This window comes from Variovorax soli NBRC 106424, from assembly GCF_001591385.1.
In the GTDB taxonomy this organism is placed as follows: domain Bacteria; phylum Pseudomonadota; class Gammaproteobacteria; order Burkholderiales; family Burkholderiaceae_C; genus Variovorax; species Variovorax soli.
Genome location: NZ_BCUU01000075.1, coordinates 11242 through 27340, shown reverse-complemented (window position 1 = coordinate 27340; position 16099 = coordinate 11242). Strand labels below are relative to the sequence as shown.

The following is a 16099-nucleotide window of genomic DNA, read 5'->3' as shown; positions in this document are numbered from 1 at the left end:
GCCACGGTGGTGGACGCACGCCGGCCCAAGGTCGGCGTGGCGCTCGAGCCGCTGGCGCCCACCCAGGCGCCGAGCCCCTCGCCGGCGCCCGGGCGCTGGAAGGGCGCGCTGGGCGGCATCGGCGGCATGGGCGCCCTGTTCATGCTGGCGCTGCAGTTCGGCGAATAAGCCGCGCTTGCAGCGTTGGTGCTGCTATCCTGCGCCGATGCGACTCGTCCTCAAATGGCTTCTCAGCGCCGTAGCGCTGCTTGCGGTGGCCTACGTCTACAGCGGCGTGCAGGTCAACAATTTCGTCTCGGCGCTGATCGCTGCAGCGGTCATCGGGCTGCTCAACGCCGTGCTGCGGCCGGTGCTCGTGATCCTCACGCTGCCGGTCAGCATCGTCACCTTGGGCCTCTTCCTGTTCGTCATCAATGCGCTGATGTTCTGGTCGGCTTCGGGGCTGCTCAACGGATTTCACGTGGCCGGGTTCTGGGCCGCGCTGCTCGGGTCGCTGATCTACTCGGCGCTGGGCCTCATCATCGACGCGGCGCTGTCGAAGACGCCCGCCTGACGCCGCGGCGGCCTGAGCGGGCCGCTCCCACCCCAGTCCTATCGCGGAAGGTCGCGCTCGTCCAGCATCTGCTGGCGAAGCTGCGCGTCGATTTCGCGCGCGCGGGCGTCGATGATCGACGCCTCGTAGTGGTCCAGCGGCGGCAGGCCCGGCTTGCCTTCGGCCATCTGGCGCGCCAGGTCTTGCGCGGCCTTGAAACGGTCGCGCGCTGCCGGGTAGTCGAGCATGGCCACATTGGCCTCGGCCTCGGCGCGGATGGCGCGCAGCGGCTCGTTCTGGGCGCCGTACAGCGAGGAGAGCGTGCGCCAGGCCGTGGCGTCGCCCGCATCCCTTGCCACCCGGTCGCGCAGGCCCTGGACGATGGGCGCCATCTGCGCGGCTGTTTGCCTGCTTGCCACCGCCCATTGCGCGGCCTGGATCTGCTCGGGCCGGTCCTTGGACTTGACGTCGATCCACGGCGTGGCGCGCGCCGGCGTGCCGGCGGCCAGCTCGATCTCGGCCGACAGGAGCCGCGCCAGCCGGGCGGCCGATGCGTCGCCGTTAGTGCGCGTCACCAGCCGGGCCGCCAACGCCCGCGCCGAGTCGAATTCGCGCAGCTGGGAGGCCGACATGGCCGCCGCATACAAGGTGCCCGCCTGCTGCGCCGCAGAGCCCTTGTCGAAATCGGAATCGCTCGCCGCATTGACCCACAGGCGAAACTGGTCGACGCCGGCGCGCGCCAGCACGCGGGCGCGGGCCGAAACCATGGCGTGATCCATCACCAGCGGCAGCGCGGCCGCGCTGCCCGGGGTCTGCTGGGACCGCGCCTGCATGTCGGCAATCCGTTCGGAAGTCAGCGGGTGGCTGCGCAGGTAGGGGTAGGAGCCGTTGTCGTTCAGGCGCGATGCGTACTGCAGCTTCTCGAACATTGCGGCCGCGCCCTGGGGCGCATAGCCGGCCTGGGTCATCACGCCGAAGCCGACGCGGTCGGCCTCGCGCTCCATGTCGCGCGAGAAGCCAAGCTGCGAGTTCATCGCATAGGCCTGGGTGCCCATGATCATCGCCTGGCCCAGGTCGCCGCCGCTGCGCCCGCCCGCGCGGCTGGCCGCAATGGCGCCGAGGATCATGCCGGCCAGCATCCACGGTGTTTGCCTGGACTGCTTGTCCAGCATGCGCGCGATGTGGCGCTGCGTGACGTGCGACAACTCGTGGCCCATGACGGTCGCCAGTTCGTCGCGGCTGCCCACTGCGGCAATCAGCCCCAGGTTGATGCCCATGTAGCCGCCCGGCAGCGCGAAGGCGTTGATCTCGCGCTCGCGCATGAGCACCACGCGCCAGGCAAAGCGCTCTTCCATCTCGGGCGAGAGTTCCCCGCGCGTGCGGGCCGCGGCCATGAGCTTGCGGAAGATGGCCGTCACGTACTCCTGCAGCACCGGGTCGTCGGTGTAGGCGTTGTCGCGGTACAGCTCGCGCCCGATGCGGTCGCCCAGCTGCCGCTCGGCGGAGATGGTCATCTCGCCGCCGTCGCCCATGCCGGGCAACTGGGCGCGCGCCACGGAGGGCAGCAGCAACATCAGCACCTGCGCCACGATCAGCAGCGCAGCCAGGAAGGATCTGCAGCGGGAGGGTGATGATGAAGATGAGGGTGAAGTCATCGACGACGGGCTGGTCAAGCGCGGCACGTTGGGGACATGGGCGAATCATCGCGCAGGTCGGGCAGGCCGTCTGCGGCACTTATGATCAACTTTCGTGTCCATCCTGCATCCATGAGTTCCCTCACCCATTTTGACGAACGCGGCCAGGCCCACATGGTCGATGTTGCCGCCAAGCCCGCCACGCACCGCGTGGCCATTGCCACCGGCCGCATCGAAATGCTGCCCGACACCCTGGCACTGATCGAATCCGGCAGCGCCAAGAAGGGCGACGTGCTGGGCATTGCCCGCATCGCCGGCATCCAGGCGGCCAAGAAGACCAGCGACCTGATCCCGCTGTGCCACCCGCTGGCGCTCACGCGCGTGGCGGTCGAGTTTGCCACCCAGGCGGGGGACGAGGCCGAGGGCACGCTGCCGCAAGTGCTTTGCATGGCGACGGTGGAGACCGTGGGGCCCACCGGCGTCGAGATGGAGGCGCTGACGGCCGTTCAGGTGGCCCTGCTGACCGTGTACGACATGTGCAAGGCGGTGGATCGGGGGATGACGATTACCGGGGTGCGGGTGCTGGAGAAGCACGGGGGGAAGTCGGGGAGCTTCGTGGCGGATTGAGGCGTAGCAGCGGCGGGAATACCCGCCACCGCTTCAGGAAAAAGCCTCAGAACGGCGGAGATACCACCGGCCGCCAGCTACGGCGCCAGCCCTTGGCCATGCAGCCGTCGCCCACCTTCTGCGTGCCGCCCACACCGGTCAGGTAGCCGGTCTCGTTCGTGCAGTCCGGATCGGGCTTCAAGTCCGGTCGGCCTTCGTTGGGCTGGCCGATCATGTTGCGTGAGCTCACGTTGCCCCGCGTGAAGCCGCCGGCCGGAATCGACACGACCGAGTAGGTGTCGAAGGTACCGTTCGAGTCGATGTCGAAGGAGTTCTTGTTCTTGCCGGTCAGCGCGTCCAGCACGTAGATGATGTTGGGCAGGCTGCCGGTGGCGGTGCAGGATTCCAGGCCCAGGTTGCGGTCTTCCGGCAGGAAGGATGTGATCATCACGCTGCTGCCCAGGTTGGACAGGTCGCCCACCACCCGTTCGCCATTCGCCATAGCGCCGTCGTAGACGATCACACCAAGATTCAGGAACCATCCCTTCTTGGTCTTCCAGTCGACGGGGTTCGCGCTGACCGCGTAGAACTTCTTGCCGGTCTCGAGCTTGCCCGATCCGTCCTTGACCGAGTTCAGGTCGATGGTTTGCTCGACCAGGTCGGCCATGGCCACCTTGGTAAAGCCCGCCTTGTCGTCGCTCCCGATCGGCGTCTGGTCCCAGATGCCGTAGATGCCCTGCTTGCGGGCCGGCGTGGCCAGATCGTCCTCGTCCAGCAGGATGCCGGTGCCGACCACCACGATGGCACCGCACTGCGTCGAGCTGCTGTACGCACAGGCGCTGCCGTCGCCCGGGTGGGTCTGCCACGTTGGCGCGGCGTAGATCGGCTGGGTTTTGCCGCCCGGGGTGGTGAACAACGGCCTGTCGTAAGACACCACGAATTTCGACGTGCGCAAATCAAAGCGCCACAGGTTGCCGTTCGCGTCGCCTGCATAGGCCGCCACGATCCGGCGCGTGGTGTCGCGCACGGCGACCACGCCGCCCAGGCCGCGGTTGCCGCCGTTGGCCGTGTCATCGTTGCCAAAGCCCGTAGGCAGCGGGATGAACTTCTTGAGCTTGCCGGTGAGCGCCTCCACCACGTACAGCCCGACCTTCTTGCCTGCGCCTGCATAGTGGCCGCTTCCGGTGAGCATGACCCACGTTCCATCGTCGAGCTGGCCGGCGGCGGGGTTGTTGGTCACGTTGGCCAGGTCGCCGTAGCCTGTGGTCTTGTTGTCCAGTTCCCAGAGAAAGTGATTTTTGGTCGGGGTCCGGTCGGACGCGTTCATGGGCGACTCCAGGCCGTACATGAAGCTGCCTGCGCGGCCACCGGTGCCCAGCACCAGCTGGCGCCATGCTTCAGTACCAGATGCCGGGGTCTCGCCCTTCTTGTCGAACACGTCCTGTTCCACCAACGGACCATCCAGCGTGTAGCGGAAGCGGAAGTTGGTATTGGCCAGGTCGATCTGCGAGGCCATGGCGCCCTTGGGCATGAACTCTGCCAATTCCGTTCCCGAGGGAATTCCGGTCAACGCCGCGTCGGTTTTTGCAGCGTTCAGCACATGCACCTTGCCGTTGTTGGTGGCGGCAAAGATGGTCGGCGGCAAGGAAGTTTTCTTCGTCTTGTACGCGGCATACGAGCTGCTGCCCTCTACCGAGCCGTAGATGTTGTAGCCCATGTCGATGCGTCCGCCCACGAACACCGGCGGCGAGTTGACCGAGGCGCCGATGGGCTGCTTGCGAGAGCGATAGATGGTGCCGTTGATGTCGGTCCGAGGGTCCTCGCCCAGCAAGTAGCGGATGAAGCTGCTGTCGGTCCTCTGCAGCTTGTTGGCATTCAGCAGCGCCTGGAGATCGGACGGCAGGCTGCTCAGCGTCGTCGTGGAATTCAGTTCCTGACGCAGGCCGGCCGATGTGCTGGGTGCGCTCGCGTCGTAACTGGACAGCGCAAAGATCTTGCGGCTTGCCAGCGCCGGCATCTTGGCGTTGGCCGACCAGGCCGGGATGGGCTTGCCCGTGCTCTTGTCGACATTGGCATAGCCTCCGTTCGCATCCAGCGCGAAGGCCTTGATGTCGCCGCTGTTGTCCGAGGTTTGATATTCGGTGGTGTACTTGAACTGGTTCTCCAGTGTTTGGAATTCGCTGCTGTTACCCGACACCGCCACGCCAGCGTCATTGCCGGAACCGACCATGCTGCTCAGGGCATTGTCGATTGCACGCCGCACGTCGTCGCCGGAATACACGCTGTAGGCCCGCCCACCACCAGTGAAACCGGCGCGAATGAAGTCGTTGACTCGAAGCGAATCGCTGGTACTGGAATCATTCAGATTCACGCTGGTCTTGCCATCGGCCCACGAGGGCTTGGCCAACGTGGTGCTTCCAGCCAACCAATCGTTGTTGTACTTATTGATCTGCGCCCAGGTAAGCCCGCCATTGGTGCCGGCATCCCCGGACGGCGTCAGGCCCCAGCCGATGGTGTAGGTGGTGATGTTTTGCCAGAACGTCGGATTGTTCTGGCCGTCGATCGGAAGAATGTTGTTCCCGAGAGTCCCGGAGAAATCCAGGTTCCAGAAAAGGTTGGCAGTCAAATCGGCCAAGCCGTTGGAACTGACCTTTCCGTCGCTGTACGGGACGTAGTAATTCCTCGCCTTCAGCCTTGTTGCCAAGGTCGCGTTATTCCAGCCGGTGGCGCCGGCAGGCTCATATTTGAGCGCAGCCGGATTTCCCCCGGGGTTTCCGTCTTGATTGACTCCTGCGACGCTCGCCCACTGCGTGCCTGCATTCTTGCTGGTACCGCTGTTCCAGGCGCCATCGGACAGCACGATGGCGAACGAACGCCGGCAACTCAGGTCTTGCGCGTTCTCCGAGCTGGTACTTGTGGGATCGTTTTTCCAGGGGTTTCCAAATGACCGCGGATCGGTGCTGTTGGCATATCTGTTTGTCCCCGAGTAGTAGTCGGCCGCAAGGGACAGCGCTTGATGCGATGGCGTGCCTCCCGCTGGAACGATGCCATAGAGCCAGGTGTAGAGATCGGTCTTCCAGTTGCCACCGGTGCCATCCCTGAAATACCTGACGCCCTGCTTGATGGAAGACGAGGCTGGATATTCGTAGGCGCAACCGCGCCTGTCGCACTCGTACGATTTGGCATTGAACTGCAAATAGCCAATGCGGAACTTGTTTTCGTAACTCTGCAGCGCCTGGCCGATTGCCGTCCCGACAGCCAACGAGCGGTTGCGATACCAGTAGTACCAGTTGAGGATGTTCTTGAGCTCTACAGCCTGGGAGCACGTGGTTGCGTTGACGCCGCAATCTGTTCGGTTGTTGGTCGGTGGCAAGGCGATGGTTGCCGGCCCTGTTGGCGTGATATCAACCTGCACTCGGTTGCTCGCGTTGCAATCGCCGCCGGGGCATCGCACATAGGTAAAGGTCCCGGTAGTGCCCTCTGTGTATTGCGGAAACAGGTCATTCCCGGAATTGATGCTGTAGTTTCCATTTGGAACGGAGTAGACGAACTGACCTGAGGCCTGGTTGTCCACGAATTTGATCGGGTTGCTTTGCGCCGTTCCGTCCGGATTCACTCGCGGCAAATACCTGATAGCCGGGTTGTAGTACTGCAGATTGAAGTCGCTCGATCGCATCGAGTACCAGCCGTAGTACTGGCCGTTGCCATTTCTGCCCGAGCAACTCCTCCAATCGCCACTGATCAGCACCTGGCCGCTGTTTCCCTTGCAGCTGTTTGTCAGCGTATAGCTGTCCGGGAATTCATATCCCATGGACCCCGAGTTATCCAGGGCGAGCATGAGATTGGGCTTGGCGCCCGGCACCGCGCTGTACAGCGGAACCTGGCTTGGCGCGGTAGCAGCAAGCGCGTTGCCGTCGGGCAGCAGCGCTGCAATCCATGCGGCCAGCAGGCCAGCGGCCGTCAGCAGAAGGTTCTGCCGGGCGCGTGCGGCCTTGGCCGGCGCGAGTGCAAATGGGCGGAGCGTCGTTGTCATGTTGTCGTCCTGTCGAGAGGAGGCTTCATGGATGCGTGTTGCCATCGCGCCGATGTGGCGCGTGCGTGCTGCCTATTTCCAGCAGTCCGCGGCGGAAAGCGAGGTGGTCGAGCTGTCGACGCCCTTGCTGCCAAGGCTGTTCAGGGTGAGCGTTCCGCACTTGTCGCTGCTCATGCTTCCGGTGCGAGTGGCCGTCAGGGTGTACGAGGGTGGGTTGTCGCGCGCGAGCACGGCGATGGTGTAGTTGGCGGCGGCGCTCGGCTTGGGCGACTGGCGCAGGCTGGCGGGCAGCATGCTGGCGGTGGAGCCGCCACTGGTGGCGGTCTGCTCGGTTTCGGTTTCGGTGGTGCCGGCGGTGAGGGTGTAGCGGTCGTTGGCAGAGTAGAAGCGCTGCATGTACTGCGCTGCCTCCATCAGGATGGCCTGCGCTTCAGACCGCTTGGACCGGCGAACGTGTTCCTGGTAGCTGGGCAGGGCGATGGCCGCCAAGATGGCGATGACGGCAACGACGATCATCAGCTCGATGAGGGTGAAACCACGATCGATGCGAGTGGAGTCAAGGGATTGGCGGGTCATTTCAGCGTTGGGCGGGTGCATGGTTGTCGTCGGCGCTCAACTTCCGCGCGTCAGCACGGACTGCATCCACGATTCGGCGCCCCGGTTCGTCTTCCCTGTCGACGAGGTGAAGTTGGCGTTGTTCGCGAAGCCGCGGCCGGTGATCAGGTAGCCCGTCAGCTTGGGCGTGGAAGTGGTCTCGATCTTCTGGATGAGGCAGCGCGGCGCGATCTGCAATTGCGCTGCTTCGGTATTGCCGGCAATGTCTTTCTTGTAATAGGCCGTGGGAACAGTGATGACGTTGCTTCCGTCCACCCAGTTGGCCTCGGTGCGCCAGGCGGCCTGGCCGTCCGATTCGGAGGCGATGGTGGTCCCGATGATCTTGGCGCGCAGGCCGGTCTGGCCGTACTCGGTGTAGTCCTTGCCGTCGCCGTCGAAGATCGCCACCTGCTCGCAAAAGCGCAGGGCAGTCTCGGCGGCCTCGCGCGCAACTTCGGCCGAGCGGATGCCGTTGATGCTGCGCTCGGTCTGGGTGGCGTTGCGAATGGCGAAGGTGCCGAGCAGCGAAAGGATCACGACCAGGATCAGGGTGATGATCAGCACGACGCCGCGTTGCGCTTGCCCGCGGTGGTGGTGGACGCTGTTGCTCATTGGATGACCACGCGATTTCTCAGCAGCACCGTGGTGGTGTAGGTGCGGCGCAGGTAGCCATCGGTGCCCGTTGCGTCGACATTGCTGCAGTCCTTGTAGGCCATGGCGCCTGCGGGCGCGTCTCTCACGGGCTGGTCGCTGCGCATGAGCAGGCACACCCGCACGCTCAGTACGCGCCCCCAGCGGTCGTCGGTGACATTGGGCAGCGTGCCCGTGGTGGCCAGCGCGTCGACACCGCTGGCGCTCAGGTAGCTGACGATCTGATGCTTCATGGGGTCGTAGTTGGCGGCCAGTTCGGCGCTGGGTCTGCTGGCCACACCGTAGAGCACCTGCATGCTTTCGACGTTGGCCAGCAGCGGCTGCGCCGTTCCGATGACGTTGGTGGTGCCGCTCTTTTCCGATCCCTGGCAAGACAGCATGGGCTGCGTGTTGGCATCGGTGACCGAATAGCGGTTGTCGGCCAGGGCGTAGTTGGGCGCCGGGGGCGTGGGGGCGGGGGCGGCCTGCGACGCATTGGCGGCGTCGTTGAGGCCATGGCCCACGCAGTTGGTCGGCAGCGGCGTGGCATCGGTCGTGGGCTGGGTATTGACCACGGTCGCCTCGTAGCGGATGGCGATGGCATCGCTGCCGCTGCCGCCAGTGCAGGCGAGGCTGTCGAAGGCCGCGCCGGCGTCGGTGAAGCCGCCGTCGCATCCGCGTACCGCCGGGCCGGCGTAATTGCTCATCACCGTGGCGCCGCCGACCGGGATGACTTGCCGGGAATAGCCCGCCTGCTTCAGTTGCTGCTGGATCAGGTTGACGGCCAGGATGCCGTCCTCGTTCATCTGCGTTTCGATCTGGGACAACTGGCTGCCACGGCTGGATGCGACGTACAACGACAGGGCTGCCGCCAGGATCACCAGGCCAACCACCAAGGCGATCATCATCTCGATGAGCGTGAAGCCGCCGACCCGTCGCCGCGAGAGCAGCGTCGTTGCCGACGAATGCAGGCGCGTCGTCGTTCTCATAGCGTGACCCGGAAGTACATGCACGCCACCGACGCGTCGCCAACGTTGGCGCCATCCGGGCAAGACTGCTTCTGCTCGAAGCCGTCGTCTTCCTTGACGGCAGTCCAGATGAGCCAGATGTTCAACACGCGCGTGGCCGGCAGGCCGCTCACGCCAGGTGGCGCATCGGTCAGCTCCGTGGTGACATAAGCGGTGCCGCCGGGCAACCGATTGGCCACGTTGGTGCGCCACTGGTCCTTGTCGTAGTTGGCAATCGCCGCACCGCAGGTGTTGATGGGGCTGGCCGCGTCGGAGGTGTCGACGGTGCAGGGCGCCGGTGCGGCGGTCGGGTCCGTGGTGGCCGTCGAGCGCGTGCTGGCGGTGTAGGCCCCGGTGTAGGCGTAGTTCGCGAAGCCCGCGAGATTGGCGCGAGCGCGCTCCGCATAGTCGGCCACCAGGCTCAGGCCCGTGGCCCTGATGCGGGACATCTGGTTGTACTTGATGGCCGACGAGGTCAACCCCGCCATGCCGAACAGCGCCACGGCCAGGATGAACACGGCCACCATGGCCTCGATGAGGGTCGCGCCTCTTTGCGTGTTGCGTGTTGGCGCCGCGGCGCGGACGAGTGGCGATTTCATTTTTCGATGTCTGCGCAACTGGACGCATCCGCCACGGATCGCACGCGGCCTGGCTTGGTGACGCACAGGCCCTTGCGCGCCCAAGGGGTTGCGCTGGCGCTGCCGAAGCCGCTGGCGTCGACGTTGATGCCGTTGGAGGTGTCGTTGAGCAGGCCATTGGGAAGAAAGACGAAGCGGCCCGCGTTGGTGAGGCTGATGTTGGTGATGCCGGGCGGCGTGTCCTGGCGAAGCAGCAGTTCGTCGGTGGCCGCGGCGAAGTCGTTGTTGGCGTCGCGGTCGTAGTTGACGAACACGATCCAGCCGCTGCCGAATCCGTTGCTACCCATGGCGGACAGGCACGTGGTGGACGTGCTGGACGCCACGCGGCAGACCACGACCGGCCGGGAACGCGCAATGGCCTCGGTGCGGGCGACCCGCAGCGAACCGGTCAGCGCGTTCACTGCATTGGAGACGCGCCACTGGCCGATGAAGCGCGACATGGAGGGCGCTGCGATTCCGATGAGGATCGCCAGCACCACGAGCGTGACGAGCAGCTCGATGGCAGTCAGGCCGCGCTGGCGGCGCGGATTGCGCTGCTGCTGCAACTGCTCCTGTCGAAGGTCGAGTCGGGTCGGGCGCATGGGACCGGGTGATGCTGGAAAGCCGCGAGGCTATTCCAAGCTTTGTTACCCAAGTCACAGTTGCCGACGGTCGGTTAACTGGAGCGGATGGGCGGCAACATTTCGTTGCAGTCCTCAACCCGCCCGTTCCAAGGCCGATGCCAACGCCACCAGATGTGACTTGGTCACACCTTAAATTCAAGGCGCTTACGTTGAAATCAGCGTGAACCGAAGACCGCCAAGATGGTCCGCCAGATGATGGAGATATCCAACCAAATGTTTCGCGTAGCAACGTACTGCACGCAGTACTCCAGCTTCCTTGGAAGTACTACTTGCAGATAGAAAGTCTCCGGATCTTCCGCCTGGCCGAGCAATTCGCTCTCGTTTCGATACTCGATGGATGCCAGGTCGGTGATGCCTGGTCTAACACTGAGCACAATGTCCCTCACTTGGGGAGGATACGTCGCGACGTATTTCGGCACCTCGGGGCGAGGCCCCACCACGCTCATGTCACCGAGCAGAACATTGAAGAACTGCGGCAGCTCGTCGAGTTTGTACTTTCGCAGCAACGCTCCCGCACGCGTGATGCGCGGATCGGCGCCTACCGTGATGCCGGGTTGGTGTGCGGGCAGAGGGGTTGCCGTCATGGTCCGAAACTTGAAGATGGCAAACAAGCTGCCATTCAAGCCGACGCGGTCTTGCCGAAACAACACGGGCCCGGCTGAATCCGTCTTGATCCATATCGCCGTAAGCAACATCACCGGCGCGAGCACAAGGAGCGCGGCGCACGCTACCATCAGATCGAAGCATCGCTTAAGCACGGTCAGGCCAGAATCTCGTGCAGTGCGTTGATCACCCTTCCTTGGTCCATGTCACTCATGGCAGTGAACAGCGGAATGCTGAGCATGGACTGATAGGCTGACTCTGAGCACGGAAACATCTCCGGCCTCAGGTCGTAGCGATCACGCCAATAGGGCTGCCGATGAAGAGGAATGTAGTGGACGCTGGTTCCAATGCCTCGGTCAGACACGGCCTGGATCAGTTCATCGCGTGTCAACTTTGCCGAAGGTTCGAGTCGAATCACATACAAGTGCCAGGCATGGATGTCTCCGGCCTGCGCATCCGCTGGCAACACCAACGGCAATCCGGCAAGTCCCTCCCGATATCGCATCGCCAACTGCTGCCGCCGCTTCAGGAATCCGGGTAACTTTGCAAGTTGCGCCAACCCGATCGCTGCGGCGATGTCCGTCAGGTTGTACTTGAAGCCGGGTGCCACTACTTCGTAATACCAGGCAGGTGTTTTCGAGCGGAACCGATCAAACGCGTCTCGATTGATTCCATGCAGGCGCATCGTCCGGATGCGCGCAGCAATTTCAGGGTCCCGCGTGACCACCATACCGCCTTCGCCGGTGGTCATGGTCTTGTTCGCATAGAAACTGAACACGGTCGCGTCGGATTGCAATGTTCCAATGAGCTGACCGTTGCTAGTTGTAGGCAAGGCATGTGCCGCGTCTTCGACGACCCTCAGGTCGTGCTTGCGGGCCAGTGCCAGCAACGCTGGCATGTCTGCGGCAAGTCCGGCGTAGTGCACCGGCACAATGGCCTTAGTCCGCGGGGTGATTGCCAACTCGATTTGCCGCACATCTATGCACAACGTAACGGGGTCGACATCGACTAGGACGACGTCCGCTCCAAGGTAGCGAACGACTTCAGCAGAAGCTGTGAAGGTGTGAGTCGTGGTGATGACCTCGTCGCCAGGGCCAATGCCCAACGCTTCTAGCGCAAGATGGAGGCCGGCAGTGGCCGAATTGATAGCCATGCAATGCAAGGATGGATCGCCCAGATATCCGGCGAACTCTTCCTCGAAGCGTTTGGTCCTGGGGCCGGTTGTTACCCAGCCCGAACGTATTGCCGCCGTGACTTCAGCAATTTCTTCCTCGCCGGTATCGGGTAGGGCGAACGGAAGGAACTCAGTGGGTGTCGACATGACTTGCGAATCAGTTTTTGCCAATCCACACGAGCACATGCGTGCGCAAGGGCGGAAGTGCGTTGAATAAGGTATACAAGGTCGGGTGGATCCGCGTGACCCAACGGGCGATGGGCGGCGCCAACGTGATGCGCTGCGCATGCACGATTCCCTCTGGAAACAGCGCGCGGATGCGCTCCAAAGGAACCCCGCGCACGTCCGGATTGCGCGGATTGTCCACTGTGAAGTCGTACCAGAGCACTCCGCCACCCGGCCTGAGCCACGACCACATCTGCCTTGCAAGCAAATGCTGGAAGGCATCGTCGAGAAGCGACGAGAAAACAGTAGAGACTTGCACCACATCCTGGCTTTCTGGAGCGATGTCGACCGCTGTAGCATCGCCGAGCACGAGACGGACTGAAGAAGGAAGCTTCTCGCGCGCGGCAGCATGCCGGTCCTCGAGCAGTTCGATGGCCATCAACCGCTCAGGGTGGCAGCCGAGTCTCAGCCATTCAAGGAGGTTTCCTCCGTCCCCGCAGCCCACCTCGAGCACGTCGACTTCGCCCAGGTCGACAACACCGCGCCTTGAGAGTGTCGTCAGCATTGCTCGCTGGCGCTCTTGCTGTGCATACAGGGCCGCCGGGTTGAAGAAGCTGTAGCGCGGGTCGTTCGCCATACGCTTGGCATAGCGCTCATGAACCATTTGCGCTTCGGTGGACGGTGACGCAGCTTCACCTTGTCGAAAAACTGTTTGCGCCATGCGTACTACCTCGTGAGAGCCGCGAAGCGACTACGGGCCGGCCGCCCCCGAAGAACATCCCACCAACCGAGCAGCGATCCAAATCCATAGCTCAGGTGGTAAGTCACGATAACGACCGGCAAGCATCCGCCGGCTGATGGCTCAAGGCCGGCTTGCCAGGCCGTGGCCACCGAGATGCCGACCACCGCCAATATGTAGGCGAGCAGCCAGATCGCGACAGGCCACGCAGTTCCACCGACGGCCCCGGCAGCGGCCAATATGGCAGTGCCCGCCACGAAGACCGGAGGGGCCAATTGCCGCAGCGCGGCAGCTTGCCCATGTTTCTTCATTACGAAGGGTTTCCAGTAGCCGTACTGGAAGTACTGCCGAAACAATTGCCGCAGCGAGTTGCGCGGGTGGTAGGCACTTTTAATGTGGGATGACTGCCAGATGCGCCCGCCGCCTCGCGTGATCCGCAAGTTGTGTTCATCATCCTGATTGCGCACCAGCGCCTCGTCAAAAGCTCCGAAGCGACTAAAACTGGCGCGCGGCCAGCAGCCAAGATAGACGGTATCGACCCAGCCGTCGTAGCCAAGTTGACGCGAGCGCGCACCACCAGCCACCCATTTCGACTGGAAGGCTGCCACGATGGCTGCTTGCAGACGGGCTGCCGTGTCATCCACCTGAGCGCGCCAGGGGCCACCCACGTTGTCTGCGCCTGAGTCGATCAGTGCTGCGAGGCATTGCCGCACGTAGTCGGCGCAGTAGACGGTATGAACATCCATTCGGACGATCACCTCGCCGCTAGCCTCGGCCAGTGCCCGATTCAGACCCGTCGACACAATTCGTCCCGGGTTGTCGATCCAGCGAATTCGCGGATCCGCAGCGGAGAGTGTCGTGAGCACATCGCGGGTTCCATCGTCGCTCATGCCGTCAGCGACGATCAACTCCAACCGCCAATCCGAGGGAAGCTCCTGCCCGAGAGCGCTTCGACAGAAGCTCTCAATATGCCGAAGTTCGTTTCGGCAGGGGACGATGATGCTAACGCACTTTTGCATCAGAAGGTTTGCGTCCATTGCCTCCTGCCTTCACTCAGCTTTGCGGTTTCGAGAATCAGCGTCAACCATTGCTCCTGCTGGCGCTGCGGATCGAACAACCGCTGGCTCCGTTCAATCGCAGCCAGCGCCATGCGTTTCCGCACATCTGGCTGGACCAAGAGCGATGTCAAAGCGCCCGCCAGCGCGTTCACCGAAAGAGGTGGTACGACAATGCCGGTATCCGCGCCAATAACCTCGCGAGGCCCAGTGGGGCAGTCGAATGCCACCGCCGGAACCCCGAGTGCTTGGGCCTCGAGAAGCGCAAGCGGCATGCCTTCATAACGAGAGGGCAGGACGAATACAGCTGCGCTGCGGTATTCGTCAACCATCTCCTTGGTCTGCTCAATCCACTGCACCGTCGGCGAGATACCCAGTGCGTCGGCCTGCGCGGTGAGACTCGTTCGAAGAGGCCCGTCTCCGACAATGCGCAGCCGTGCTTCGGGTACTCGGCTCAAAACCGCGGGCCAAGCACGTAAGAGGAGGTCAAATCCCTTCTGCTCCACATGTCGTCCCACTGCCAGTACCTGCAGGCCGTTGGTCTCTGCAGGCGCGGTTGCGCGCAATGTGGATGCGTTGTAGATCACCCTCGTGCGTGGATTCAGCGCAGCGAATTTGGAGGCGTCGGCCTGCGTAAGACTCACGAGGGCTGAGACTCGCGGATACAGCAAAGAGCGCAGTCGTTGCCAGACCCCGGACCGAGCTGCAAAGTGATTGTGGTCGCAGCAGATGACGGCAGCCCCCTGCCCGCGCAAGAACAGGAGCGTTGAACACGCCAGCGTCAGGCCATTGAGTATCACGACACTGGGGCGCTCTTGCCGAATGAAGGCGGATATCAAACGGCCGCGGCGCCACTGCTCGCGCAGCATATTCCAACTGCGGCCGAGAGGCGTCGCGCCCACGGGAGACCTACTCGGATCGTTGTCGGCGCCAAGGATTCGAATTCCTGGCTCGAGCGCATAAAAGGCCCCTGCATTCGCAGCGTCTGTGCTTCCGATCACTACCTGCAGACCTTGGCATGACAGGTAGTTCGCCAGTCCGCACACGAAGCGCTCGACGCCTCCTGCTGTCGCCAAATGGTCGCAAAGCAACATCACACTGACTGGTGGCGCGTTCATCTTGGCATGGAACGGCCCAACAAGTCGCGTATGACCACTCGCTGGTAGTCTGGCGCGGGGAGCGAAATACCACTCTCCAAGATTGCGCGGCATCTTGCGCGCACCCTTCTCGCCACATGTACAAGGCCACTGCGCCCAAGTTGACGCACGACGGATTGTCGCAAGCCTAAGCGAGCCTGCCGTAGTGAATCGGGTGACGATGCGAGCCAAGCGGACTGCTCGTAGTCTGATTGCTGCGGCGGCGACAGTACCGTCGTCTCTCGAGTCTTGCGAGCGAGAACGAGCATGTAAACCTCGTGACTGTTTCTCAGGTTGACTCTGCGCTTGACTGCCATCGGGTCCGCCACGCGCCACCAATGCAGAACGTCATCCTTTATGGCAAAGACCAGCTCACGAACCTCGAACCCCCGCTGCGGTTTGTATAGATTGAAGAACAATTCCGGCGAAAACTGGTAGAAGCCGTGGCCAGAGAGGTTGTTCGCAGGCAGGGCATGCAATATGTGCCCACCAACACGGCACATATCTACACAGTTGCGCCAAGCGGTGGGAAAGTCGAATACATGCTCCAGGCAGCCGAAATCCAAGACTGCGTCGTAGCTGCCTTGCAACTGGCGCACCTTGCCTTCCTTTGCCCAGGATTCATTCATGTCGTGAATCAGGGTTGCCCCCTCGTAAGGGGATGCGTCGACGGAGTCTGTCGTGCACGCGCCGAACCATTCTTTCAAGAGTGGTTCGAAGTAGGCTGAACGTCCTGCACTCGGATCAACGCTGCCCGACTTCCTGTCTAGATGCGGTAGCCGGTGAAAATGCCGATAGGCCTCAAGCTCCCAATCGTCGATCGAGATGGATTGCCTGCCGATCGCCAGAGTGCGCTCAAAGCGGACGCCACTACGCTTCGCATGCGCAAGAAAATTCAGATTGTGTAGATCGATGCCCATTTGAATTTGC

Annotated in this window: 15 protein-coding genes; 2 read left to right on the top strand and 13 right to left on the bottom strand. The window is 62.9% G+C overall.

Annotated features, from left to right (window positions below; genetic code table 11):
• Window positions 1-205 precede the first annotated feature (205 nt).
• Window positions 206-553, top strand: a complete 348-nt coding sequence (locus VSO01S_RS19285) for a phage holin family protein (protein WP_068644427.1) — start codon at window positions 206-208, stop codon at window positions 551-553.
• Window positions 554-591: 38 nt separating this feature from the next.
• Here VSO01S_RS19285 and VSO01S_RS19280 read toward each other — a convergent pair whose 3' ends face one another.
• Window positions 592-2187, bottom strand: coding sequence for a M48 family metalloprotease (locus tag VSO01S_RS19280; RefSeq protein WP_153305325.1), 1596 nt, complete (start codon window positions 2185-2187; stop codon window positions 592-594).
• A 111-nt stretch (window positions 2188-2298) separates the two neighbouring features.
• On the opposite strand from VSO01S_RS19280, the gene moaC reads away from it, so the two are divergent.
• Complete coding sequence (moaC, locus tag VSO01S_RS19275) at window positions 2299-2793, top strand: cyclic pyranopterin monophosphate synthase MoaC (RefSeq protein ID WP_068644425.1); 495 nt, start codon at window positions 2299-2301, stop codon at window positions 2791-2793.
• 46 nt (window positions 2794-2839) lie between these two features.
• On the opposite strand, the gene VSO01S_RS19270 is transcribed toward moaC, so the two are convergent.
• The 12 genes from VSO01S_RS19270 to VSO01S_RS27245 all read right to left on the bottom strand — a co-directional run bounded on the left by VSO01S_RS19270 (window position 2840) and on the right by VSO01S_RS27245 (window position 16089).
• Window positions 2840-6805 carry a pilus assembly protein gene (locus tag VSO01S_RS19270; RefSeq protein ID WP_245684258.1) on the bottom strand — a complete coding sequence of 1322 codons (3966 nt, stop codon included), beginning with the start codon at window positions 6803-6805 and terminating at the stop codon, window positions 2840-2842.
• A 72-nt stretch (window positions 6806-6877) separates the two neighbouring features.
• Window positions 6878-7381: a type IV pilin protein gene (locus VSO01S_RS19265; RefSeq protein ID WP_245684257.1), complete on the bottom strand. Its 504-nt coding sequence runs from the start codon at window positions 7379-7381 to the stop codon at window positions 6878-6880.
• Window positions 7382-7417: 36 nt separating this feature from the next.
• Complete coding sequence (locus tag VSO01S_RS19260) at window positions 7418-8011, bottom strand: pilus assembly PilX family protein (protein ID WP_068644423.1); 594 nt, start codon at window positions 8009-8011, stop codon at window positions 7418-7420.
• Window positions 8008-9018 carry a PilW family protein gene (locus VSO01S_RS19255; RefSeq protein WP_068644422.1) on the bottom strand — a complete coding sequence of 337 codons (1011 nt, stop codon included), beginning with the start codon at window positions 9016-9018 and terminating at the stop codon, window positions 8008-8010. Before VSO01S_RS19255 ends, VSO01S_RS19260 begins: the two co-directional genes overlap by 4 nt.
• The gene (pilV, locus tag VSO01S_RS19250) at window positions 9015-9635 is read right to left on the bottom strand and encodes a type IV pilus modification protein PilV (RefSeq protein WP_068644421.1); all 621 of its coding nucleotides are present in this window, start codon (window positions 9633-9635) and stop codon (window positions 9015-9017) included. The genes VSO01S_RS19255 and pilV overlap by 4 nt, the downstream gene beginning before the upstream one ends.
• Window positions 9632-10255, bottom strand: a complete 624-nt coding sequence (locus tag VSO01S_RS19245) for a GspH/FimT family pseudopilin (protein ID WP_084241974.1) — start codon at window positions 10253-10255, stop codon at window positions 9632-9634. Before VSO01S_RS19245 ends, pilV begins: the two co-directional genes overlap by 4 nt.
• 197 nt (window positions 10256-10452) lie before the next feature.
• The gene (locus VSO01S_RS19240) at window positions 10453-11055 is read right to left on the bottom strand and encodes a sugar transferase (RefSeq protein ID WP_068644420.1); all 603 of its coding nucleotides are present in this window, start codon (window positions 11053-11055) and stop codon (window positions 10453-10455) included.
• Window positions 11056-11057: 2 nt separating this feature from the next.
• The gene (locus VSO01S_RS19235; protein ID WP_068644419.1) at window positions 11058-12221 is read right to left on the bottom strand and encodes a DegT/DnrJ/EryC1/StrS family aminotransferase; all 1164 of its coding nucleotides are present in this window, start codon (window positions 12219-12221) and stop codon (window positions 11058-11060) included.
• A gap of 10 nt (window positions 12222-12231) precedes the next feature.
• A complete protein-coding gene (locus VSO01S_RS19230; protein WP_068644418.1) occupies window positions 12232-12960 on the bottom strand; it encodes a class I SAM-dependent methyltransferase in 729 nt (242 codons plus the stop codon).
• Window positions 12961-12965: 5 nt separating this feature from the next.
• A complete protein-coding gene (locus VSO01S_RS19225; RefSeq protein WP_068644417.1) occupies window positions 12966-14015 on the bottom strand; it encodes a glycosyltransferase family 2 protein in 1050 nt (349 codons plus the stop codon).
• Window positions 13997-15151, bottom strand: coding sequence for a glycosyltransferase family 4 protein (locus tag VSO01S_RS19220; protein ID WP_161944460.1), 1155 nt, complete (start codon window positions 15149-15151; stop codon window positions 13997-13999). The genes VSO01S_RS19225 and VSO01S_RS19220 overlap by 19 nt, the downstream gene beginning before the upstream one ends.
• The gene (locus VSO01S_RS27245; RefSeq protein ID WP_153305324.1) at window positions 15148-16089 is read right to left on the bottom strand and encodes a class I SAM-dependent methyltransferase; all 942 of its coding nucleotides are present in this window, start codon (window positions 16087-16089) and stop codon (window positions 15148-15150) included. The genes VSO01S_RS19220 and VSO01S_RS27245 overlap by 4 nt, the downstream gene beginning before the upstream one ends.
• Window positions 16090-16099 lie beyond the last annotated feature (10 nt).